Raw genomic sequence first — 21479 nt, 5'->3', positions numbered from 1 at the left:
CCGGGGAGGCAACCGCCGGAACGGGGGAGGGGGGTCAGGGGAAGGAGGATTGCCGGGCGAGCGGGGTGATGAGGATGCGGCTGACCACGTCCTTGCCGAACAGCTTGACGCTCTCCTCGTCGATCTTGCGACGCAGGGCGGGCATGTTGGCGATGTTGCCGCGGACGATCCACCCCTCTTCGATGCCCAGATAGACGGCGCGCAGGGCGGCGTCGTGCAGCCGCGGGATGGCGACCTGGACCTCGCCCAGCCGGGTGGCGTTCGCCACCTCCAGCATCACCTCGATCTGGGTGTAACGCTCGACCTGCCCGCGGCTGACGATGGGGACCATCACCGGCTTGATGCGGACGGAGGGTGGCAGGGCCGCCGGCCCCTCCGCCGCCTGAGCCACCATGGCCGAACCGGCGACCGTGGCGACGATGAGAAGGCAACCGAGGAAGGACGCGACCCTGCGCATAAACGGGCACCGGAGAAATCGATTGGGTGACCCCGATAGTAGGGGCTCACCCGCCCGCCTTCAATGGCCCCTGCTGTAACAAGAGATTCGGCTTATGACCCGGCGCGCCGTTTTCAGGCCGCCTTCTGTCCGCTGGCCTGGATCGCCTTCTTGTTGACGTCGTTGATGGCCAGAACATTCAGCTTCTTGTCGGTTTCCTTCTCTTCGTTCAGGGTCTGCTCCAGCAGATCCGCCACCTTGGTGAGGCCGCAGGCGGTGGCGTAGGCGTGGACGGTGCCGTAGCTGGCGATCTCGTAATGCTCCACCTTCTGGGCGGCGGCGATCAGGGCGGCGTCCTGAACCTCCGGGGCAAGGCCCATCTCCATGATCTCGCGGGCCTCGCTGATCAGCCCTTCCATCGCGTCGCAATGCTTGCCGCGGGTGCGGGTGTCCAGCTCTTCGAAGACCTGCTCCAGCCGTTCGATCTGGCCGCGGGTCTCCTCCAGATGGGACTCGAAGGCCGCGCGGAGCTTCTCGGAATGCGCCGCCTTGGCGAGCTTCGGCAAGGCCTTGGTGAGCTGCTTTTCGGCGTGGTAGATGTCGCGGAGTTCTTCGATCAGCAGATCCTGCATGGTTTTGGCTGCCATGGTGCCGGTGCTCCCTTGCTGTGTTCGTCGTCCGCCAACAACAGGACGTGGCAGATGGGGTTCCGGGACGGTTGCGCTGTGCTAAGGTGGTATCGGGACCGGCGAAGGCCGGCGATGGAGAGAAAGCAATGGTGGGCAATCGGGCGCCTGGAAAAGGCCAGACGGCTGGAAACGGCGCGGGAAACGGCCCCGGCGAGGTGCTGTTCGAGTTCCAGCGGGTCGGCAGCTACCTGAAGGTGATGGCCATCGATCCGGTCACCGCGACGGAGGTGTCGGTCGTCGGGCCGGCCACCGGCAGCCTGGAACTGCTGAAACGGACCGCGATCAGCAAGCTCCAGTTCGTCATGAAGCGCGACGCGGCCAAACGCTGACGCAGATCCGGACAGGCGGACGCCAAGAAGCGCGCCCTCCCGGCGGGGCGGGGGGCGCGGCTAGTCTTGGCTTCTGCTGATGGTGAGCACTGACATCCCGGTGCCGGACCTGCGGAACCGGTCCGGGGGTGAACTGCTCGACTCCGACTCTAGACCTATGCCGCGCCGTGGGCACTGGTGCATCGGATGTAACGCCTGTAGAAACCGTTCCACGAACGAACGGACCGCCGTGCGTCCCGGGCAGCGCTTTCCGGGCGCGGCGGCCCTGACCGAATGCGGAGGGAGACGATCGCAATGCGTTGCGTGACGGTCTTGCGGAGAATGCCCGTGCTGTTGAGAAAGACCCTGGCGCCGGTGGCCGCGCTGCTGGTGCTGGTGCTGGCCGTGACGGCGCAAAGCCCGGCGCGGGCGGAAACCACCATCATCTGCACGAAGCCCGGCGTTCCGCTCTGCATGAGCGACACCACCACCTTCGTCAGCGCGGACAAGATGGCCGCCTGCCAGTTCGAGGTGAAGGAGTACGTGGACAAGACCATGGACTATCTGCGCTGCCTGAACGAGGAAAACACCAGCACCGGGCAGGAACTGACCCGCAATGTCGAGCGATTCAACTGTCGCCTGTCCGGCCGCAACTGTGGGTGATGAGAGGCGCGGGCGGGTTCGGCAACGTCCCCCGCGCAACGGTCCGGACGGTCCGGGCCTGGGAAAGGCATAAGGGCGAAACGACACAGGGCCGGCCTCCCATCGGGGAGGCCGGCCCTGTTCGTTCAGGACGGTGCTGGCGCTCAGCCGGCCTTGCGGCGGGTCTGGCGGCCGGAGCTGCGGCCGAGGCCGATCCGCTTGGCGAACTCCGAGCGCTGCGCCGCGTAGTTCGGCGCGACCATCGGGTAATCCGGCGGCAGGCTCCAGCGCGCCCGGTATTCGTCCGGCGACATGTTGTAGGTGGAGCGCAGATGGCGCTTCAGCATCTTCAGCTTTTTGCCGTCTTCCAGGCAGACGATGTATTCGGGCGTCACCGACTTGCGGATCGGCACGGCGGGCTTCAGAGGCTCCGTCGGAATTTCTCGGGGCTGCGTGTTCAGCCCGGTCAGCGACGAGTAGACCGTGTTGATCACCTCGGGAATCTGCTGCGCCGGCAGAACGTTCTTGCTGACATATGCGGAGACGATGTCCGCGGTCATCCGCAGAAGCTCGTTATCGGGCACATCGGCGCGAAGCTGGTCACTCATTGCCATTAGTCCTGATTTTTCATTTTGTCCCTAGCAACCAAGTTGCACAGCGTGATTTGGGTGTCAATATAATTTCGAAAGCAGCGAATTAAGTTATTTGCGATCTGCATGAAGTTACAAGGCGTGGCAAATCAGATGTCCCAGGAAATGGCCGGACGGGGGCTGCACTGCCCCGCGTTTAGGCATCGTCTAGTGAGGGGAAATTAGGCAAGACCATGGGAATCGGGCCCCGCAACTGACCGATTCGTGGTGCGACACCGAATCGCTCAACATGCTTACTGGCCGTTAACGTCAACGGGCACGGGAAATAGAGAAACATTTGTTCTCGGCATGTATCGCGAGCTCCGTCCATTTTTCCGCTTCAGCCCCCGCCATGCCGCCTTCTGCGGTTCTGTGCCCGGCGCAAAGCCCCTGTGCGTTGTGTCCTTCTGGCGGTTCGGGGCGACATCTGGTAGCTTGCCGCCATGCCGCCGTCCCCGCAGGGTGTTCCCTCCGGGCCGGCGCCATTCGTATTCGTGCACGGAGTTTTTCTTTCATGACCACCATCGCGATCGCGTCCGATCACGCGGGGTACGAGATGAAGGCCCAGATCGCCTCCTGGCTGGCCGGCAACGGCTACGAGGTGCTGGACCTCGGCTGCAACGGTCCGGAATCGGTGGATTACCCGGATTTCGCCACGGCGCTGGCGGGTGCCATCAACGACAAGCGCGCGGCGCTCGGTGTGTTGATCTGCGGCAGCGGCATCGGTATCAGCATCGCGGCGAACCGCCATCCGGGCATCCGTGCCGCCCTGGTGCACGACGTGACCACCGCCCGCCTCGCGCGTCAGCACAACGACGCGAACGTGGTCGCGCTGGGCGCCCGCATCATCGGCGCGGAGATCGCGAAGGACTGCGTGGACGCCTTCCTGAAGACCGATTTCGAAGGCGGTGAGCGGCACAGCCGGCGAATCGCCAAGATGGGATGAGACGGCCCTTCACCCGGCCCGTGACTGCTTTCTGAACCAAGGACCTGCCCTGCCATGACCGTGACCAACGCCGACCCCCGCGCCGAGATCGGCCGCTTCTTCGCCGCCTCGCTCGCCGAGACCGATCCCGAACTGGCCCGCGCGGTGCGCGACGAGCTGGTCCGCCAGCAGGAGCAGATCGAGCTGATCGCGTCCGAGAACATCGTCTCCCAGGCGGTGCTGGAGGCCCAGGGCTCGGTCATGACCAACAAGTACGCCGAGGGCTATCCGGGCCGGCGCTACTACGGCGGTTGCGAGTATGTGGACGTGGCCGAGACGCTGGCGATCGAGCGCGCCTGCAAGCTGTTCGGCTGCGGCTTCGCCAACGTCCAGCCGAACTCGGGGTCGCAGGCCAACCAGGCGGTCAACCTCGCCCTGCTCCAGCCGGGCGACACCATCCTCGGCATGTCCCTGGCGGCCGGCGGCCACCTGACCCATGGCGCCGCCCCGAACCTGTCGGGCAAGTGGTTCAAGGCCGTGCAGTACGGTGTGCGCCGTGACGACCACCTGATCGACTTCGACGAGGTCGAGCGTCTGGCCCGCGAGCACAAGCCGAAGCTCATCATCGCCGGCGGCTCCGCCTACCCGCGCGTCCTCGACTACCAGCGCTTCCGCGCCATCGCGGACGAGGTCGGCGCCTACTTCATGGTGGACATCGCCCACTACGCCGGCCTGATCGCCGGCGGCGTCTACCCGAACCCGTTCCCCTACGCCGACGTGGTCACCACCACCACCCACAAGACGCTGCGCGGCCCGCGCGGCGGCATGGTGCTGACCAACAGCGAGGAGATCGCCAAGAAGATCAACTCGGCGGTCTTCCCCGGCCTGCAGGGCGGCCCGCTGATGCACGTCATCGCCGCCAAGGCGGTGGCCTTCGCCGAGGCGCTGCGTCCGGAGTTCAAGACCTACGCCAAGAGCGTCCTGGACAACGCCCGCGCCCTGTCGAAGGTGCTGATCGAGGGCGGCCTGGACATCGTGTCCGGCGGCACCGACAGCCACATCGTGCTGGTCGACCTGCGTCCGAAGAACCTGACCGGCAAGGCCGCCGAGGCGAGCCTGGAGCACGCCGGCATGACCTGCAACAAAAACGGCGTGCCGTTCGACCCGCAGAAGCCGATGGTCACCTCCGGCGTCCGTCTGGGCAGCCCGGCGGCCACCACCCGCGGCTTCGGCGTGGCCGAGTTCGAGCAGGTCGGCCGCCTGATCGTCGAGACGCTGGACGGTCTGGCCGCCAGCAACTCCGGCGACAACGCGGCGGTCGAGGCGAAGGTGCGGGAAGAAGTGCGCGAGCTGTGCCGCCGCTTCCCCATCTACCCGACCCTGTAATCATCACGACCGACTAAGGGGAAAGGCCGGACATGCGCTGCCCGTTCTGCGGACACGAGGACACCCAGGTCAAGGACTCGCGACCGACCGAGGACAACTCGGCGATCCGCAGGCGGCGGTTCTGCCCCAGTTGCAGCGCGCGCTTCACCACCTTCGAGCGCGTTCAGCTCCGTGAGCTGACGGTGGTGAAGAGCACCGGCCAGCGGGAGCCTTTCGACCGCGAAAAGCTCCTGCGCTCCATGCGCATCGCTCTGCGCAAGCGCCCGATCGACGCCGACCGCATCGACCGGGTGGTGAACAGCCTGGTGCGCCAGCTCGAATCCTCAGGCGAGAGCGAGATCCCGTCGAAGCAGATCGGCGAGATGATCATGGTGGCGCTCCAGACGCTCGATCAGGTCGCCTACATCCGCTACGCCTCGGTCTACAAGGACTTCCGCGAGGCGTCGGACTTCAACGAGTTCGTCGAGCAACTCGCCCCCGAAGCCCAGAACGGGTGAGGGGGCGGGCGGTGCCCATGGCGAAGCAAGCCATCCACCCCGATGACCTCCGCCACATGCGGGCCGCGCTGGCCCTGGCGGCGCGCGGTCTCGGCAACACATGGCCGAACCCGGCGGTGGGCTGCGTCATCGTGCGCGACGGCGTGGTGGTCGGGCGCGGCTGGACCCAGCCGGGCGGGCGGCCCCACGCCGAGACGGAAGCGCTGTCGCGGGCCGGTGGGGCTGCGCGCGGCGCAACCGCCTATGTGACTCTGGAGCCCTGCAACCACTACGGGAAGACGCCGCCCTGCGCTCTGGCGCTGATCGAGGCCGGGGTGGCGCGGGTGGTCGTGGCCTGCGGCGATCCCGATCCGCGGGTCGCCGGCGGCGGGCTGGAGCGGCTGCGCGCCGCGGGGATCGCGGTGGACACCGACGTCTGTGAGGACGAGGCCTGGACGCTCAACGAAGGCTTCTTCCGGCGCATCCAGGACGAACGGCCACTCTACACGCTCAAGGCGGCGACGACGCTGGACGGACGCATCGCCACCCACAGCGGCCAGTCGCAGTGGATCACCGGGCCGACGGCGCGGGCCTGGGGACACCGGCTGCGCGCCACCCACGACGCCATCATGGTCGGCATCCGCACCGCCCTGGCCGACGATCCGGAACTCACCTGCCGCCTGCCGGGTCTCAGCCACCGGTCGCCCGTGCGCATCGTGGTGGACAGCCGCCTGCGCCTGCCGCTGACCGGGAAGCTGGCCGTGGGCGCGCGCTCGGTGCCGACCTGGGTGGTCACGCGCGAGGATGCGGACCCGAGCCGCCTGGCCGTCTTCCAGGATTGCGGACTCGAGGTGATCCGCGTGCCCGCCGACTCCGCCGGCCTGCCGGATCTGGCCGCGGCGAGCACGGCCCTGGCCCGCCGCGGGCTGACCCGCGTGCTGGTGGAGGGCGGGGCCACGCTGGCGGCCTCGCTGCTGCGCGCCAATCTGGTGGACCGGCTGGAATGGTTCCGCGCCGCCTCGGTCATGGGCGGCGACGGGCTGCCGGCGGTTCACGCCTTCGGGGTGGACGGGCTGGAGCGCATGGCGCGATTCCGCCGCACCGACCTGCGTCCGGCCGGAGACGATCTCGTGGAAAGCTACGTCCGCCGCGGGTGAGCGGCGCCGTTTTTCAGGACGTCCGGCACCGTGCCGGGCGCAACAGTCCGTTGCGTGGCACGCCGTGCGGATGAATCTTTCACACGATTGAAAACCTGCTAAATTGCCGGCCCATGTTCACCGGAATCATCACCGATGTTGGGCGCGTTCGGGCCGTGGAACGGCAGGGCGACACCCGGTTCACCGTCGAGACCGTCTTCGCTATGGAGACGGTTCCCATCGGCGCGTCCATCGCCAACAACGGCGTCTGCCTGACCGTGGTCGAGAAGGGCCCGGGCTGGTTTGCCGTCCAGGCCTCCGCCGAGACCCTGTCGAAGACGACGCTGGGCGGCTGGGCCGAAGGCACGCGCGTCAATCTGGAGCGGGCGCTCAAGGTTGGCGACGAGCTGGGCGGGCACATCGTGTCCGGCCATGTCGACGGCGTCGCCACCGTGGTGGACATCCGCGCCGACGGCGAGTCGAAGCGCTTCACCTTCGAGGCGCCGGCCTCCCTGGCGAAATACATCGCTTCCAAGGGGTCGGTGGCGCTGGACGGCGTGTCGCTGACGGTGAACGAGGTCGATGGTGCGCGCTTCGGCGTGAACATCATCCCGCACACCCAGGATGCGACCACCTTCGGCGCGCTGAAGGCCGGGGACCGGGTGAACCTGGAAATCGATATGCTCGCGCGGTATGTGGCGCGGCTGGCAGGGCAGGAATGACGTCCGAGTTTCACGAGTATCTGTCGCGCCCCGAGGAGATCATCGAGGAAGCGCGCCAGGGCAAGATGTTCATCCTCGTCGATGACGAGGACCGCGAGAACGAAGGCGATCTGGTCATCCCGGCTCAGTGCGCGACCCCCGAGGCCGTGAACTTCATGGCCAAGTACGGGCGCGGCCTGATCTGCCTCGCCATGGACCAGAACCACATCGAGCGGCTGCGCCTGCCGCTGATGGCGCAGCAGAACGGCACCCGCCACCAGACCGCCTTCACCGTCTCCATCGAGGCGCGCGAGGGCGTGACGACCGGGATCTCCGCCGCCGACCGCGCCCGCACGATCCAGGTCGCCATCGACCCGACGGCCGGGCCGGACGCCATCGTGACGCCGGGCCACGTCTTCCCGCTGCTCGCCCGCGACGGCGGCGTGCTGGTCCGCGCCGGCCACACGGAAGCCTCGGTGGACATCGCCCGCATGGCCGGCATGACCGCGGCGGGCGTGATCTGCGAGATCATGAACGACGACGGCACCATGGCCCGCCTGCCGGATCTGGTGAAGTTCGCCCAGTTCCACGGGCTGAAGGTGGGCACCATCGCCGACCTGATCGCCTACCGCCGCCGCACCGAGACGATCGTCGAGCAGAAACTGGCGGCGACCCTGGACAGCCGCTTCGGCGGGCGTTTCCAGATGTACGTCTATGTCAACAAGGTGGCTTATGCGGAGCACATCGCGCTGGTGCGCGGCGACATCTCCGGCGACGAGCCGGTGCTGGTGCGCATGCACGCCCTGTCGGTGCTGGACGACGTGCTGGGCGACAAGAGCGCCGCGCGCGACGGCGAACTTCAGGCCTCCATGGAGATGATCGCGCGGGAAGGCCGCGGCGTCATCGTCCTGCTGCGCGAGCCGATGGCGAACAGCCTGACGGAATCGGTGCTGGCGCGGCTGGAAGGCCATGACAACCCGACCCCCGCGCTGCGGGATTATGGCGTCGGCGCGCAGATCCTGCTGGACCTGGGCGTGCGCGACATGGTTCTGCTGTCGAACCGCAAGAAGTCCATCATCGGGCTGGAGGGGTACGGCCTGACCGTGCTCGGCCACCGCCCGATTCCCCTGCAAGACCAGTAACGGCCAGCCGAGCGACCGAGAGATGACCGAAAAGCCCCATCTGATGATCGTGGAAGCCCGCTTCTACGAGGACATCGCCGACGAGCTGGTGAAAGGCGCCATCACCGAGATCGAGAAGGAGGGCGCCACCTACCAGCGCGTCTCGGTCCCGGGGTGCCTGGAGATTCCGGCGGCGATCCTGTACGCCCTGCGTTCCATGGACTTCTTCACGGCGCGCAAGCGTTTTGACGGCTATGTCGGGCTGGGCTGCGTGATCCGTGGCGAGACCACCCATTACGACATCGTCTGCAACGAGAGCGCCCGCGGTCTCCAGGACCTCGCGCTGCGCTACGCCCTGGCCATCGGCAACGGCGTGCTGACCGTGGAAAACCGCGAGCAGGCTTGGGCGCGGGCCTCCGTGACGGCCAAGAACAAGGGCGGTTTCGCGGCGCGCGCCTGCCTTGACATGATCGAACTCAAGCGCCAATTCCGCCTCTATCCGCGGTGACCCCGCGGTGCAATTCCTGACAGACTGAGCAACATGAGCAACGACGACGCGGCTGGCCGCGCGAAACAGAAGCGCGGCTCCCGGAACCGGACGGGTGGCGGATCGGCCAAGGCCCGGCGCAAGGCCGCGCGCCTTGCCGCCGTTCAGGCCCTGTACCAGATCGACCTGAACCAGATCGAACCGACCGGCATCGCCGTGGAATCCGTGATCGGTGAATTCATCAATCACCGGCTGGGCGAGGAGATCGACGGGGCGAAGTTCGTCTCCGCCGACCCGCAGCTGTTCGCCGACATCGTCCGCGGCGCCGCGCACCGCCGGACGGAAGTGGACGGCATGCTGGCCTCGGCCCTGGAGCCGCGCTATGCGCTCGACCGCCTGGAACTCCTGATGCGCGCCATCCTGCGGGCCGGCGCCTACGAGCTGTTCGTCCACAACGACACGCACCCGCGCATCCTCATCAGCGAGTATGTGGATGTGGCGCACGCCTTCTTCGCGGCGCGCGAGCCGGGCATGGTGAACGGCGTGCTCGACCACGTGGCCCGCGCGCTGCGGCCGGACGAGCTGGCCCAGCCGGACCCCAGCCGTGACCAGCCCAAAGACCGCTAGCTCGTCCGAAGCCGGTAGGCCGCTCGGCGAGTTCGGGCGGATCGACCGCTATTTCAGGCCGCTGGCGTCCGGTTTTCCGGGCGCCCGCGGGCTCGCCGACGACGCCGCCGTGTTCGGCGTCCCGGCGGACCAGGAACTGGTCGTCACCACGGACGCCATGGTTGCCGGCGTCCATTTCTTTCCCGACGACGCACCCGCCGACATCGCTGCGAAGCTGCTGCGCACCAACCTGTCGGACCTCGCCGCCATGGGGGCGGCCCCCTACGCCTACACGCTGGTCACCGCCCTGCCGAAGACGGTGGGCGAGGACTGGCTGGCCGGCTTCGCAGCCGGGCTGGGCGAGGATCAGGCCCGGTTCGGCATCGCGCTCGCGGGCGGCGACTCGGTCTCGACCTCAGGACCCATCACCCTGTCGGTGACCGCCTTCGGTCTGGTGCCGAAGGGCGGGGCCGTGCCGCGCTGGGGCGGGCGCCCCGGCGACCGAGTCTACGTCACCGGCAGCATCGGCGATGCGGCGCTCGGCCTGCGGATCGCCTACGGAACGCTGGAGGTGGCCGACGACTCGGCGCGCGCCGTTCTGCTGGCGCGCCTGCGGCGGCCCGATCCGCGGACCACGTTGGGGCCGCGTCTGGTCGGGCTGGCGACCGGTTGTCTCGACGTCTCCGACGGTCTGGTCGCGGATCTCGGCCATCTCTGCGAGGAATCGGGCTGCGCCGCGGCTCTGGACTCGGATCGCGTGCCCCTGTCGGGCGCCGCGCGGTCGGTGATCGGCGACGATCCGGTGCGCTTCGCCATGGCGCTGACCGGCGGCGACGATTACGAACTGCTCTTCACCGCCCCGGAGGATGCCGCCCCGGCGCTCGCCGCCCTGTCGGCGGAGACCGGTGTGCCGGTGACCGCGATCGGTCATCTGCTGGACGGGCCGGCGGGCGAGGTCACGGTGACCGACGCACAGGGGCGAAGACTCGACCTGCCGACTCGCGGCTGGGACCATTTCTGACGGCGGGGCGGCCCTGCGACTCCGCTTAACGCAATCGAAAGCAGGGCGGCACTAGGCTCGACCCGTTCCGTTTCCGGGAAAGGGTTGGCGTGATCAAGGCCGTCATATTGCTGGTTTTGGGCCTGCTGCTGCTGGGCGGCGCGGGCTTCGGCGGCTGGATGATCTACAACAAGTATTTCGTCGAGCATGGCGAATCGGCTCCCAAGAAGGAGGAACCACCGCCCAAGCCGCCGACCGGCTTCGTCCGCATGGCCCCCCTGGTCGTTCCGGCCATCGGCACGCAGAAGGTCGAGCAGTTCGTGACCGTGGTCGTCACGCTGGAGGTCGTTCTCGACAAGGTTCCTTTCGTCCAGGCCCGCCAGCCGCTCGTCTACGACCGCTGCCTGTCGGCCCTTTATGCGGCGGTGGACGACCGGTCGGTGATGACCGGCAACTTGGTCAACATCATTGCCGTAAAAGAAAAACTCGCCGCCGCCGCCGCGAAAGTCGTGGGGGAGGGGGTGGTGCAAAATGTTCTTGTTCAGGTGGTTACACAGCGCAATTTGTAACCGTTCTGAAAAAAGCCTACCCGAAAGTCAGGAGCGCCTCGGCCAAATCGCCGCGCCTATTCGGGCGTGGCGGCTGTTGCATTGTGCCCTTCTCTTCGGCATCCTTTTCGTGAACAACTCGCCCGTCATCCACCTTCGTTTGTACGGGTCGTTTTCACGACAAGGCGGTAATCGGGCCCGAAACCATAAGAATTTGGGGGAACCGATGGCAGCAGCGTTCGTCATCATCATCGCCAGTGGCCTGTTGGCCCTGGCGTATGGGTACCACGCGGGCAAGCAAGTCATGGCGGCCTCCGCCGGTTCCGACCGCATGCAGGAAATCGCTGCGGCCGTGCAGGAGGGCGCCCGAGCCTATCTGAATCGCCAGTACACCACCATCGCCATCGCCGGCGTGGTGCTTCTCGTCATCCTCGGCGCCTTCCTCGGCCTTCATGTGGCCATCGGCTTCCTGATCGGATCGGTCCTGTCGGGGGCCGCCGGCTACATCGGGATGAACGTGTCGGTGCGGGCCAACGTGCGCACCGCCCAGGCGGCGACCCAGGGCCTGGCTCCGGCGCTGGACATCGCCTTCAAGGCGGGCGCGATCACCGGCATGCTGGTGGTCGGTCTGGGCCTGCTGGGGGTGGGGGTCTATTACGGCATCCTGACGATGATCTACCGCGTGACCGACCCGATCCAGGTCCGCGCCGTGCTGGAGGCCCTGGTCGCCCTCAGCTTCGGCGCCTCGCTGATCTCGATCTTCGCGCGGCTCGGCGGCGGCATCTTCACCAAGGGGGCCGACGTCGGCGCCGATCTGGTGGGCAAGGTCGAGGCCGGCATTCCGGAGGACGACCCCCGCAACCCCGCGGTGATCGCGGACAATGTGGGCGACAACGTCGGCGACTGCGCCGGGATGGCCGCCGACCTCTTCGAAACCTACGCCGTCACCATCGTCGCCACCATGCTGCTGGCGGCGATTTTCTTTTCGGGCGAGGTGATCCGCCTGCTGCTCGTCTACCCGCTGGTCATCGGTGCGGTCTGCATCGCCGCCTCCGTCGCCGGCACCTTCTTCGTGAAGCTGGGCAGCAACAACAACATCATGGCCGCCCTCTACAAGGGGCTGGCGGCCACCGCGGGCATCTCGCTGGTGCTGATCCTGATCGTGACCGCGATCATGTTCGGCTTCACCCGGCCGATTCCCTTGAACAGCGGCGGCTACGTCACCGGCGGCAACCTGTTCATATCGTCGCTGGTCGGGCTGGGCGTGACCGGCCTCCTGGTGTGGATCACCGAATATTACACCTCCACCGCCTTCCGCCCGGTGCGCAGCGTCGCCCGCTCGTCGGAGACGGGGCATGGCACCAACGTGATCCAGGGGCTGGCGGTCTCGATGGAGGCGACGGCGCTTCCCGTGCTGGTCATCTGCGTCGGCATCATCATCGCCTACGGGCAGGCCGGCATCTTCGGGATCGGCATCGCCGCGACCACGATGCTCGCTCTGGCCGGCATGGTGGTGGCGCTCGACGCCTACGGGCCGGTGACCGACAACGCCGGCGGCATCGCGGAAATGGCCGACATGCCCAAGGACATCCGCGTGACGACCGACGCGCTGGACGCCGTCGGCAACACCACCAAGGCGGTGACCAAGGGCTACGCCATCGGCTCCGCCGGTCTCGCCGCGCTGGTTCTGTTCGCCGCCTATGTGCAGGACCTGAAGCATTATTTCCCGAACGTGACGGTCGAGTTCCGGCTGGACGATCCCTATGTGGTCGTCGGGCTGCTGATCGGCGGCCTGCTGCCCTACCTGTTCGGGGCGATGGGCATGACCGCGGTCGGACGCGCCGCCGGTTCGGTGGTGGTGGAAGTCCGCCGCCAGTTCCGCGAGATCAGCGGCATCATGGAAGGCACCGCCAAGCCCGACTATGGCCGCGCCGTCGACATGCTGACCCGCGCCGCCATCAAGGAGATGATCATCCCGTCGCTCCTGCCGGTGCTGGCGCCGGTGGTGCTGTACATCGTGATCGCCGCCATCGCCGGCCAGGCGCAGGCCTTCGCCGCGCTGGGCGCCATGCTGCTGGGCACCATCGTGACCGGGATCTTCGTCGCCATCTCGATGACCTCGGGCGGCGGTGCCTGGGACAACGCCAAGAAGTACATCGAGGAGGGCAACCACGGCGGCAAGGGTTCCGACGCGCACAAGGCGGCGGTGACCGGCGACACCGTCGGCGACCCGTACAAGGACACCGCCGGCCCGGCGGTCAACCCGATGATCAAGATCACCAACATCGTGGCGATCCTGTTGCTGGCGATCCTCGCCCAGATTGGCTGATACCCGATCGGCACAAAAAGAAAAGCCCCGCGGAAGCGGGGCTTTTTTTGTCTCGGAAGACCGTTCGGCGTCAGCGGCCGGGACCGCGGTTCCGCGAATCCTTGGCGGAGAAACGACCGACGTTGCCGAGCATCTGCTCCAGCAGGCTAAGCTCGCGTCCCGCGGTGGGCGTGCTGCGGTCGACGATGTCGACCCGCTGGCCGTCGGCCGCGTCGAGCTGCTTCATCTCCTTCACCACGCCGGCGTCGTCGAAATGGACCACGACGACGCGGCGCTCCATCACGCTCGGCTCGAAGAAGGCGAGCTTTTCCGTCTTCTGGCCGATGTAGTACCAGACATTCTGGTCGAAGGTTCCCACGGAAGTCGGCGTGCCGAGGATGTCCGCCACATCCTCCCGCCGCGACTGGCCGGCCTTGATCTCGGCGATGCGGTCGGGGTCCGCCATGTTGCCACGGGTCGCCACGGTGGGCGAGCACGCGGAGACGGCGAGACCCAGAAAGGCGAAGGCGCACAGCGCCGAAGGAATCGATCTCGTCATGGTGCTCAGGCTATGATGGCGCGGGCGGACCGCCGGACTCGAGCGGCAGGCCGGATTCCGCCCGCAATGGCGGGACAATCGCATCACGCGGTTTGTCCTGTCAACGAAACTCCGAGCGAGAGAGAAACCGTGCTTGACCGCCTGTTCCGGCGTCGGCGTGAAGCCCGCGCCGTCGCCGATTTCTATCTCACGATCGCGGCGCAGGCCCGCCTGCCGGGCTTTTACCGTGACCTTGGCGTTCCCGACACGCTGGATGGCCGCTTCGACATGGTGGTGCTTCATGTCTTCTTGGTGATGCGCCGCCTGAAGGGGCAGGGGGCCGCCGCCGCGGACCGCTCGCGCTTGCTCTTCGAGGCGATGATCGACCATTTCGAGAAGTCGCTGATGGAGCAGGGGGTGGGCGACAGCGGAGTCGGGCGGCGCATCAAGACCATGGCCCGCGGCATCGCCGGCCGGATCGAGGTCTACGACCGCGCGCTCGCCGCCTCGGACGCCGGTGACAACGCCGCGGCGTTGGAGGTCGCCCTCGACAACAACGTCTATGGCACCGCATCGGATGTGCCGCCGCACCGGCTGGCCGTCATGGCCGCCTATGTCCGGCGCGAGGCCGCCGGGCTGGAGGCGCAGCCGCTGGAGTCGCTCATGGCCGGGGAGGTGCGCTTCGGTCCGCCGCCCGGCGCCGGGGCGGATTGACCGACTCCGTCGAGTCTCTTCTTCTATAGGGGGGCGCCGAATGGGCTTGCCTTTCCCGGCGTCCGAATTCATCTGACAGTGAGACGAAGGCGCCCGCTGAAGAACGGGCGCTGTGACAAGGAATTGCCTGACATGCGCAACACGACCCAGCCTTCCGCCGGCCCCGCGCCGGAGTTCTCGCGCATCGTCCGCGCCGAGGCCGTCCATCGCGACGGCGACCTGGTCGAAACGATCGAGGCGACGGAAGCCGAGCGCAAGGCGTTGGCCGAGCGGTTCGAGTTGGAGGAAATCCGGCGGCTGACCGCCCGGGTCCGCCTGCGTTCCGTGCGCGGCGACCAGATGGTGCGCGTCGAGGGAGAGCTGGAGGCCGACGTGGTGCAGACCTGCGTCATCACGCTGGAGCCGGTGCCGGCCCAGGTTTCCGACCGCTTCGGCGCTCTGTTCGCTCCGGAGTCGCTGGTTCCCAGCGAGGACGACGAGATCGAGATCGACCCGAACATCGCCGAGGAGGACATCCCGGAGGCCATGACCAACGGGCGCATCGACATCGGCGAACTGACCGCCCAGCATTTGTCCCTGGCGCTCGACCCCTATCCTCATGCAGAAGGCGTGGCGTTCGACGGATACAACGAAGGCGAAGAGGAGGAGGAGGCCCCGGCCCCCGCCGATGATGATGCCGCCGCCGATCCGGAGAAGCCGAACCCGTTCGCCGTGCTGGAACGTCTGAAACGACAGAATTGAGGGCGGAACGGGCTTGCCCTTCGGGGGCAATTGCCGTATTGAATGCCGCTCGCGTCAGGCGGCCCCTCTTCGGGCCGCCTTTTACAATGAAGAGAGTTTACGGCCATGGCTGTTCCGAAGAAGAAGACCTCCAAGTCGCGCCGCAACATGCGTCGCTCGCACCACGCTCTCCCGACCTCGTCCTACGCCGAGTGCTCGAACTGTGGCGAGCTGAAGCGTCCGCACCATGTCTGCGGTTCCTGCGGTCACTACGACCAGCGCGAAGTGGTTCAGAGCGCTCCGGCGGCCTGATGGCGGTTTGGTTGGCCGCCCTACGTCCTAGCCAGGGAGCCTGTCCGCGGTGAGCCAGCGCCTGACCATTGCCCTTGATGCCATGGGCGGTGACAAAGGACCCGACATGGTGATTGCCGGGGCGGATATCGCCCGCGAGCGTCACCCGCAGGTGCATTACCTGCTGTTCGGGGACACCGCCCGCATCGAGCCGCTGCTTGCGCAGCGACCCGCCCTGAGAGCGGTGGCCGAGGTGCGTCACACTCCGGACGCCGTGGCCGGCGACGCCAAGCCGTCGGTCGCGTTGCGCGCCGGGCGTCAGTCGAGCATGCGCCTCGCCATCGATTCGGTGGCGGGCGGGCAAGCCGCCTGCGTCGTATCCGCCGGCAACACCGGCGCGCTCATGGCCATGGCCAAGTTCGTGCTGAAGACGATTCCCGGGATCGACCGCCCGGCCATCGCCTCCTTCTTCCCGACCCTGCGGGGGGAGAGCGTCATGCTCGACCTCGGCGCCAACACCGAATGCCAGCCCGAGAACCTCGTGCAGTTCGCCGTGATGGGCGCGGTCTTCGCGCGCACCGCGCTGAGCCTGTCCGAGCCGACGATCGGCGTGCTGAACATCGGTTCGGAAGAGGTGAAGGGGAACGAGGTGGTGCGCGCCGCCGCGACCCGTCTGCGCGAGATGCCGCTTCCCGGGCGCTTCCATGGATTCGTCGAGGGCAACGACATCGCCACCGGCACGGTGGACGTGATCGTGACCGACGGCTTCACCGGCAACGTCGCCCTGAAGACCGCCGAAGGCACGGCGAAGCTCTTCACGGAGTTCCTGCGCCGGACGTTCCAGTCCTCCTGGACGGCGCGTCTCGGCTATCTGCTGGCCCGCGGGGCCTTCAAGCGGTTGAAGCAGCGCACCGATCCGCGCCGCTACAACGGCGCCATGTTCCTGGGGCTGCGCGGAGTCTGCGTGAAGAGCCACGGGGGCACCGACGCCATCGGGTTCGCCAACGCCATCGGTGTGGCCTACAATCTGGCGGCAAACGGTTTCAACGACCGAATCAAGGAAGAGATGCAGCGTCTCGGCGACGCCAAGCCTCTTCCCGACACGAAGGCGGCGGCGGTCTAACATCATGGTCAAGCGTTCCCGAGTTCTCGGCTGCGGTTCCTATCTCCCGGCCAACGTCGTCACGAATCGCGATCTCGAAGCCCGTGTGGACACCTCGGACGAGTGGATCGTCCAGCGCACCGGCATCAAGTCGCGCCACATCGCCGCCGACGGGGAACTGACCTCCGACCTCGCCATCGCCGCGGCGACCCGCGCGCTGGAGCATGCCGGGGTGGACGCCGCCAGCATCGACTGCATCGTGCTGGCGACGACGACTCCGGACAACACCTTCCCGGCCACCGCGACGAAGGTGCAGGCGGCGCTGGGGACCAAGGGCTTCGCGCTGGACATCCAGGCGGTGTGCGCCGGCTTCGTCTACGCGATGTCGATCGCCGACAACTTCATCCGCATCGGGCAGGCCAACCGCGCCCTGGTCATCGGCGCGGAGACCTTCTCCCGGCTGCTCGACTGGAAGGACCGCACCACCTGCGTCCTGTTCGGCGACGGCGCCGGGGCCGTGGTGATGGACGGCTACGACGCCGCCGGAACGTCGGCGGACCGCGGCGTGCTGTCGACCCACCTCCATTCGGACGGCGCCCAGTACGGGCTGCTCTACGTCGACGGCGGGCCGTCGACCACCGGCACGGCCGGGCATGTGCGGATGAACGGCCAGGACGTGTTCCGCCACGCCGTCAGCAAGCTGTCCTCGGTCGTCGAGGAGGCCCTGGCCGCCAACGGTCTGGAGCCGTCGGCGGTGGACTGGCTGGTGCCGCACCAGGCCAACCAGCGGATCATCGACGGCATCGCCCGCAAGCTGAAGCTGCCGTCCGACAAGGTCGTGCTGACGGTGGACCGCCACGGCAACACCTCCGCCGCCTCGATCCCGCTGGCGCTGTGCGAGGCGGTGCATGACGGCCGCGTGAAGCGCGGCGACCTGATCCTCATGGAGGCCATCGGCGGCGGCCTGACCTGGGGCGCCGCGATGGTGCGCTGGTAAGCGGCAAAGCCGCTTTGCCTCCCCAACGGGCCGCGTTTGCGGTACCGCTCACGACGACGCGATCCAAGCTTTTGAATTGACCGGGTTCTTTCCCCGGATTACGGTTTTTCCCCTATGGTTTCGGGGGGGAAGCGAACCATGTCACAGAACACCGTTACCCGCGCGCAGCTCAGTGAAGCGGTCTACCAAGAGGTCGGCCTGTCGCGCAACGAATCCGCCGATCTGGTCGAGAGCGTTCTGGAGGAGATCTCCGACGCCCTGGCCCGCGGCGAGATGGTCAAGATCTCATCCTTCGGCAGTTTCCAGATCCGGCAGAAGGGGCAGCGGGTCGGCCGCAACCCGAAGACCGGCGAAGAGGTTCCGATCCTGCCCAGGCGCGTCCTGGTCTTCCGGGCGAGCCATGTCCTGAAGAACCGCATCAACGAGGTCGTCGAGGCGGAGGAAGCCGAAGCGCAGCGCGTGAAGGCGGTTTCCTGATCCGCCTCACGGAGCGGTCGACAACAAGGGTTTTCCGGACATGAAGGCGCGCGGCCCCACGAAGTCCGCCACGGCGTTCCGCACGATCAGCGAGGTGTCGTCCGACCTGGACGTGCCGCAGCATGTGCTGCGTTTCTGGGAGGGCAAGTTCCCGCAGCTCCGCCCGCTCAAGCGCGGTGGGGGGAGGCGCTACTACCGCCCGGAAGACGTGGACCTGTTGCGGCAGATTCAGAACCTGCTGTATGGCGAGGGCTACACGATCAAGGGTGTCCAGCGCCTTCTGAAGGACGGGAAGGTGGACGACGATCCGGAGGCCCGGAGGATGGAGGAGACGCCGGACGAACCGTATGTCCCCGACACCTTCGAGGCCGTTCCTATTGAAGCGGCCATGCCCTCGCTCGGCGGGGAGGAGGGCGCTCCGGTCGTTGCGCTCGATGGCCTGTCGGACACCATCCGGCAGGCCATCGCCCAGGCGCTTGACGAGTTGAAGGAAGCGCGCCTTCTGCTCGCTTTGGGAGAGGAAAAAGAAATTCGAGAGGTGTGAAAAAAAGTGAACTGTAGCGCTTGCGTTGGACCAAGGTCCCGGCTATAGTCCCGCTCCCTTCCAGAACGAAGGGCGGTCCGTCGAACGGAGCGTAGCGCAGCCTGGTAGCGCATCAGACTGGGGGTCTGGGGGTCGCAGGTTCAAATCCTGTCGCTCCGACCAATGTTCTGGAAGATGAAAAGGCCTTGGAGCTGATCGGCTCCAAGGCCTTTTCTTTTGCTTTTCTCCAACGACCGGTTCGCGGAAGCCGCCGGGCCTTTGCGGAAAGGGCCGGCGGCGATTCCGTTGCAACGCGCGTCCGTTCAGGCGGCGCTCTCCGACGCGGCCACGGCCCCGTCGGTGGCGGCGTCCTGCTGGTTCATCTTGCGCCGTTGCGCGGCCATGTCGATCAGGGCGGTGCGCAGCGCCGGGTGGCGGGCGGTGAACTGGTTGAAGTCGCGCCGCTCCAGCACCTGGAACTGGCAGTAGTCGACCGCGGCGACGTCGGCGTTGCGTCGCTGGCCGCTCAGCAGAGCCATTTCGCCGAACATCGTGCCGGCGCCCAGGCGGATGGTCTGGCCGTCCATGAGCACCTCCACGGCGCCGGAGGCGATGAAGTACATGGCGTTGGCGCGGTCGCCCTTGCGGATGATCCGCTCGCCCGGCACCGCCGACTTGGGCCGGAACAGCATCATCAGCCGCTCCTGCTCGTGGGCGTCCAGCAGGGACAGCACGGGGAAGGTCTTGGCCAGCGCCTGGATCTGCAGGTCGTGCTCCTTCTCGCGCTCCTCCGCCTGATGGCGGGCGTCGGCGAGGCTGCTCTGGAGCTGCTCGAACTGCTCCCAGCCATAAGGCGGCACTCCGGGGGCGCGCTTGGCCTGGAGATGCTTGCGCAGCGCCGCGACCGCCGCGAAGACCGCTGGGTTCAGCGTGATCGACAGCAGCGCCCCGGCCAGCACGAGGTCGCGCCCTTCCTCCGGCAGCAGGCCGAGCGACAGGCCCAGCCCGACGAGGATGAAGGAGAATTCGCCGATCTGCGCGAGGCTGGCCGACACCGCCAGACCCATGCCCACCGGGAAACGCAGCAGGATCACGATGCCGAAGGCGATCAGCGACTTGCCGATCACGATCAGGGCCACCACGGCGATCACCGCCAGCGGGTCGCGCAGGAGGATTGACGGGTCGAACAGCATGCCGACCGACACGAAGAACAGAACGGCGAAAGCGTCCTGCAGCGGCATCGAATCGGTGGCCGCCTTGTGGCTGAAGCGCGACTCGTTCAGCACCACGCCGGCGAAGAAGGCGCCCAGCGCAAAGGACACGCCGAACAGCACCGCCGAGCCGTAGGCGACGCCGAGCGCGATGGCCAGGACCGACAGGGTGAACAGCTCGCGCGAGCCGGTGCGCGCCACGTTGGTCAGGATCACCGGGACGACGCGCGGGCCGAGCACGATCGCCAGAACGGAGAAGGCCGCCACCTTGCCCAGCGTCAGGGCCAGGGTGAGCCAGATCGGCCCGTCGGACCCGCCGCCATGACCCCCAGCGGCGCCCCCAGCGGCGCCCGGCGCGTGGCCGCCCAGGACCTCCGCCAGGGCCGGCAGCAGCACGAGCGCCAGAACCATCGCGAGATCCTCGACGATCAGCCAGCCGACCGCCACGCGGCCTTCGGCGGTGTTCAGCATGTCGCGCTCTTCCAGCGCCTTCAGCAGCACGACCGTGCTCGCCACCGACAGGCTGAGGCCCAGCACAAGACCGGCGCCGAGACTCCAGCCCCACAGCCAGGCCAGCCCGACGCCCAGCGCGGTGGCGAGGCCGATCTGGCCGACCGCGCCGGGAACGGCGATCTTCCGGACTGCCAACAGGTCCGAGGGCGAGAAATGAAGACCGACACCGAACATCAGCAGAATGACGCCGATTTCGGCCAACTGCGCTGCCAGGGCACCATCGGCAACGAAGCCCGGCGTGAAGGGACCGATGATGACACCGGCGAGCAGATAACCGACGAGGGGAGGCAAGCGAATGCGGTCGGCGAGGTATCCGAAGATGAAGGCCAACCCGAATGCGATGGCGATCATTGAAATAAGCGGAACGTCATGGGACATGCGAGAATCCTGGCTGCATCGGCGCGATGCCGCATAGTACGGATTTTGCTGGTGCCTGTGGGCGGTGTCGTCGGGATTTTTTCCAGTCTCGCGTTCGCTTTTTCGGGAACTGAAACGCGATTTGCGTGAATTCCCCTCAATTGCCCAATGATTCGGCGCGGGGTGGAAAAGGCGGTGTGACCTTGCTGGCCCGCCGTGATCAAGGGGTGGATAACCAGGGCGGGGCCGCTATGCTTCGCCGGGCGACGGTGAGGTGAGGAGCATGGCGAGCAAAAGACGCAAGGCATCCAGGAAGGCGGGCCGGGGTCGTCCGGGCACGGGGCGTCCGCTGGCGGGCGAATCGATGGTTCTGGAGGGGCGGACGGCGCGACCGCCGGTCCGGACGGCTCCCGCGGCGCGCGGCCGGAGCGTGGCGAAGCGCGCCCTGTCCTTGGATGGCGACTCAGGGGCGTTTCTCGGGCCCGAGCAGCAGTATCTGCTGAAGAAGCGCCAGGAGGTCGAGCGGCGCGAGGCCCGGTTGCGGCGCACCGTCGGCGGTGTGCTGGCGGCGGTCGCGGCGGCGGCGGCCGGGCTCTACTGGCTGTTCGGCGGACTGTGAACCGCGCCGCGCCCGCTCC

Annotated in this window: 26 protein-coding genes and 1 tRNA gene; 22 read left to right on the top strand and 5 right to left on the bottom strand. The window is 67.4% G+C overall.

Annotated elements, in window-relative coordinates:
• Positions 1-34: 34 nt before the first annotated feature.
• Together FBZ83_RS18100 and FBZ83_RS18095 are read right to left on the bottom strand one after the other, a co-directional pair.
• Positions 35-457: a hypothetical protein gene (locus FBZ83_RS18100; protein ID WP_145686515.1), complete on the bottom strand. Its 423-nt coding sequence runs from the start codon at positions 455-457 to the stop codon at positions 35-37.
• A 113-nt stretch (positions 458-570) separates the two neighbouring features.
• Positions 571-1083: a ferritin-like domain-containing protein gene (locus FBZ83_RS18095; protein WP_145686512.1), complete on the bottom strand. Its 513-nt coding sequence runs from the start codon at positions 1081-1083 to the stop codon at positions 571-573.
• Between the two features lie 128 nt (positions 1084-1211).
• Here FBZ83_RS18095 and FBZ83_RS18090 point away from each other — a divergent pair, with 128 nt between their 5' ends.
• Together FBZ83_RS18090 and FBZ83_RS18085 are read left to right on the top strand one after the other, a co-directional pair.
• On the top strand, positions 1212-1454 hold the full coding sequence (locus FBZ83_RS18090) for a DUF6898 family protein (protein ID WP_145686510.1): 243 nt from the start codon (positions 1212-1214) through the stop codon (positions 1452-1454).
• Positions 1455-1781: 327 nt separating this feature from the next.
• Positions 1782-2096, top strand: coding sequence for a hypothetical protein (locus tag FBZ83_RS18085; RefSeq protein WP_186466120.1), 315 nt, complete (start codon positions 1782-1784; stop codon positions 2094-2096).
• A 143-nt stretch (positions 2097-2239) separates the two neighbouring features.
• Here FBZ83_RS18085 and FBZ83_RS18080 read toward each other — a convergent pair whose 3' ends face one another.
• The gene (locus tag FBZ83_RS18080) at positions 2240-2683 is read right to left on the bottom strand and encodes a MucR family transcriptional regulator (RefSeq protein ID WP_145686508.1); all 444 of its coding nucleotides are present in this window, start codon (positions 2681-2683) and stop codon (positions 2240-2242) included.
• Positions 2684-3218: 535 nt separating this feature from the next.
• On the opposite strand from FBZ83_RS18080, the gene rpiB reads away from it, so the two are divergent.
• The 11 genes from rpiB (at position 3219) to FBZ83_RS18025 (ending at position 13419) form a co-directional block, all read left to right on the top strand.
• Complete coding sequence (rpiB, locus tag FBZ83_RS18075; protein ID WP_145686506.1) at positions 3219-3650, top strand: ribose 5-phosphate isomerase B; 432 nt, start codon at positions 3219-3221, stop codon at positions 3648-3650.
• A 54-nt stretch (positions 3651-3704) separates the two neighbouring features.
• A complete protein-coding gene (gene glyA / locus FBZ83_RS18070; RefSeq protein ID WP_014240730.1) occupies positions 3705-5015 on the top strand; it encodes a serine hydroxymethyltransferase in 1311 nt (436 codons plus the stop codon).
• A 32-nt stretch (positions 5016-5047) separates the two neighbouring features.
• Positions 5048-5512 carry a transcriptional regulator NrdR gene (nrdR, locus tag FBZ83_RS18065; protein WP_014240731.1) on the top strand — a complete coding sequence of 155 codons (465 nt, stop codon included), beginning with the start codon at positions 5048-5050 and terminating at the stop codon, positions 5510-5512.
• A gap of 17 nt (positions 5513-5529) precedes the next feature.
• Complete coding sequence (gene ribD / locus FBZ83_RS18060; RefSeq protein WP_145686503.1) at positions 5530-6648, top strand: bifunctional diaminohydroxyphosphoribosylaminopyrimidine deaminase/5-amino-6-(5-phosphoribosylamino)uracil reductase RibD; 1119 nt, start codon at positions 5530-5532, stop codon at positions 6646-6648.
• 113 nt (positions 6649-6761) lie between these two features.
• Positions 6762-7349 (top strand): riboflavin synthase, encoded by a 588-nt coding sequence (locus FBZ83_RS18055; RefSeq protein ID WP_145676639.1) that lies wholly within the window; start codon positions 6762-6764, stop codon positions 7347-7349.
• A complete protein-coding gene (gene ribB / locus FBZ83_RS18050; RefSeq protein ID WP_145686501.1) occupies positions 7346-8470 on the top strand; it encodes a 3,4-dihydroxy-2-butanone-4-phosphate synthase in 1125 nt (374 codons plus the stop codon). Before FBZ83_RS18055 ends, ribB begins: the two co-directional genes overlap by 4 nt.
• A gap of 22 nt (positions 8471-8492) precedes the next feature.
• On the top strand, positions 8493-8957 hold the full coding sequence (locus FBZ83_RS18045) for a 6,7-dimethyl-8-ribityllumazine synthase (protein ID WP_145686499.1): 465 nt from the start codon (positions 8493-8495) through the stop codon (positions 8955-8957).
• A 33-nt stretch (positions 8958-8990) separates the two neighbouring features.
• Positions 8991-9563, top strand: coding sequence for a transcription antitermination factor NusB (gene nusB / locus FBZ83_RS18040; RefSeq protein ID WP_145686497.1), 573 nt, complete (start codon positions 8991-8993; stop codon positions 9561-9563).
• Positions 9541-10563 (top strand): thiamine-phosphate kinase, encoded by a 1023-nt coding sequence (gene thiL, locus FBZ83_RS18035; RefSeq protein WP_145686495.1) that lies wholly within the window; start codon positions 9541-9543, stop codon positions 10561-10563. Before nusB ends, thiL begins: the two co-directional genes overlap by 23 nt.
• A gap of 89 nt (positions 10564-10652) precedes the next feature.
• The gene (locus FBZ83_RS18030) at positions 10653-11111 is read left to right on the top strand and encodes a hypothetical protein (RefSeq protein ID WP_145676634.1); all 459 of its coding nucleotides are present in this window, start codon (positions 10653-10655) and stop codon (positions 11109-11111) included.
• A 205-nt stretch (positions 11112-11316) separates the two neighbouring features.
• Positions 11317-13419 carry a sodium-translocating pyrophosphatase gene (locus FBZ83_RS18025; protein WP_145686493.1) on the top strand — a complete coding sequence of 701 codons (2103 nt, stop codon included), beginning with the start codon at positions 11317-11319 and terminating at the stop codon, positions 13417-13419.
• Between the two features lie 70 nt (positions 13420-13489).
• On the opposite strand, the gene FBZ83_RS18020 is transcribed toward FBZ83_RS18025, so the two are convergent.
• Positions 13490-13957 (bottom strand): outer membrane protein assembly factor BamE, encoded by a 468-nt coding sequence (locus FBZ83_RS18020; protein WP_145676631.1) that lies wholly within the window; start codon positions 13955-13957, stop codon positions 13490-13492.
• Between the two features lie 129 nt (positions 13958-14086).
• Between FBZ83_RS18020 and FBZ83_RS18015 the strand changes: the two genes are divergently transcribed.
• The 8 genes from FBZ83_RS18015 (at position 14087) to FBZ83_RS17980 (ending at position 18943) form a co-directional block, all read left to right on the top strand.
• Positions 14087-14650 carry a ubiquinol-cytochrome C chaperone family protein gene (locus FBZ83_RS18015; RefSeq protein WP_145686491.1) on the top strand — a complete coding sequence of 188 codons (564 nt, stop codon included), beginning with the start codon at positions 14087-14089 and terminating at the stop codon, positions 14648-14650.
• 132 nt (positions 14651-14782) lie between these two features.
• On the top strand, positions 14783-15391 hold the full coding sequence (locus FBZ83_RS18010) for a YceD family protein (protein ID WP_145686488.1): 609 nt from the start codon (positions 14783-14785) through the stop codon (positions 15389-15391).
• A gap of 105 nt (positions 15392-15496) precedes the next feature.
• Positions 15497-15682 (top strand): 50S ribosomal protein L32, encoded by a 186-nt coding sequence (rpmF, locus tag FBZ83_RS18005; RefSeq protein ID WP_014240744.1) that lies wholly within the window; start codon positions 15497-15499, stop codon positions 15680-15682.
• A 49-nt stretch (positions 15683-15731) separates the two neighbouring features.
• The gene (gene plsX, locus FBZ83_RS18000; protein WP_145686486.1) at positions 15732-16784 is read left to right on the top strand and encodes a phosphate acyltransferase PlsX; all 1053 of its coding nucleotides are present in this window, start codon (positions 15732-15734) and stop codon (positions 16782-16784) included.
• A gap of 4 nt (positions 16785-16788) precedes the next feature.
• A complete protein-coding gene (locus tag FBZ83_RS17995) occupies positions 16789-17760 on the top strand; it encodes a beta-ketoacyl-ACP synthase III (protein ID WP_014240746.1) in 972 nt (323 codons plus the stop codon).
• 138 nt (positions 17761-17898) lie between these two features.
• Positions 17899-18237 carry an integration host factor subunit alpha gene (locus FBZ83_RS17990; RefSeq protein WP_014240747.1) on the top strand — a complete coding sequence of 113 codons (339 nt, stop codon included), beginning with the start codon at positions 17899-17901 and terminating at the stop codon, positions 18235-18237.
• A gap of 40 nt (positions 18238-18277) precedes the next feature.
• Complete coding sequence (locus FBZ83_RS17985) at positions 18278-18781, top strand: MerR family transcriptional regulator (RefSeq protein WP_145686483.1); 504 nt, start codon at positions 18278-18280, stop codon at positions 18779-18781.
• A gap of 85 nt (positions 18782-18866) precedes the next feature.
• A tRNA-Pro gene (locus FBZ83_RS17980) sits at positions 18867-18943 on the top strand.
• Between the two features lie 140 nt (positions 18944-19083).
• Here FBZ83_RS17980 and FBZ83_RS17975 read toward each other — a convergent pair.
• Positions 19084-20862 (bottom strand): cation:proton antiporter, encoded by a 1779-nt coding sequence (locus FBZ83_RS17975; protein ID WP_145686473.1) that lies wholly within the window; start codon positions 20860-20862, stop codon positions 19084-19086.
• A 262-nt stretch (positions 20863-21124) separates the two neighbouring features.
• Between FBZ83_RS17975 and FBZ83_RS17970 the strand changes: the two genes are divergently transcribed.
• Positions 21125-21460 carry a hypothetical protein gene (locus tag FBZ83_RS17970; RefSeq protein ID WP_145686460.1) on the top strand — a complete coding sequence of 112 codons (336 nt, stop codon included), beginning with the start codon at positions 21125-21127 and terminating at the stop codon, positions 21458-21460.
• Positions 21461-21479: the final 19 nt, after the last annotated feature.

Source organism: Azospirillum brasilense (assembly GCF_007827815.1).
Classification (GTDB): Bacteria; Pseudomonadota; Alphaproteobacteria; order Azospirillales; family Azospirillaceae; genus Azospirillum; species Azospirillum brasilense_C.
Note: the sequence above shows the minus strand (reverse complement) of the source record. Positions and strands in the feature narration are given on the sequence as shown.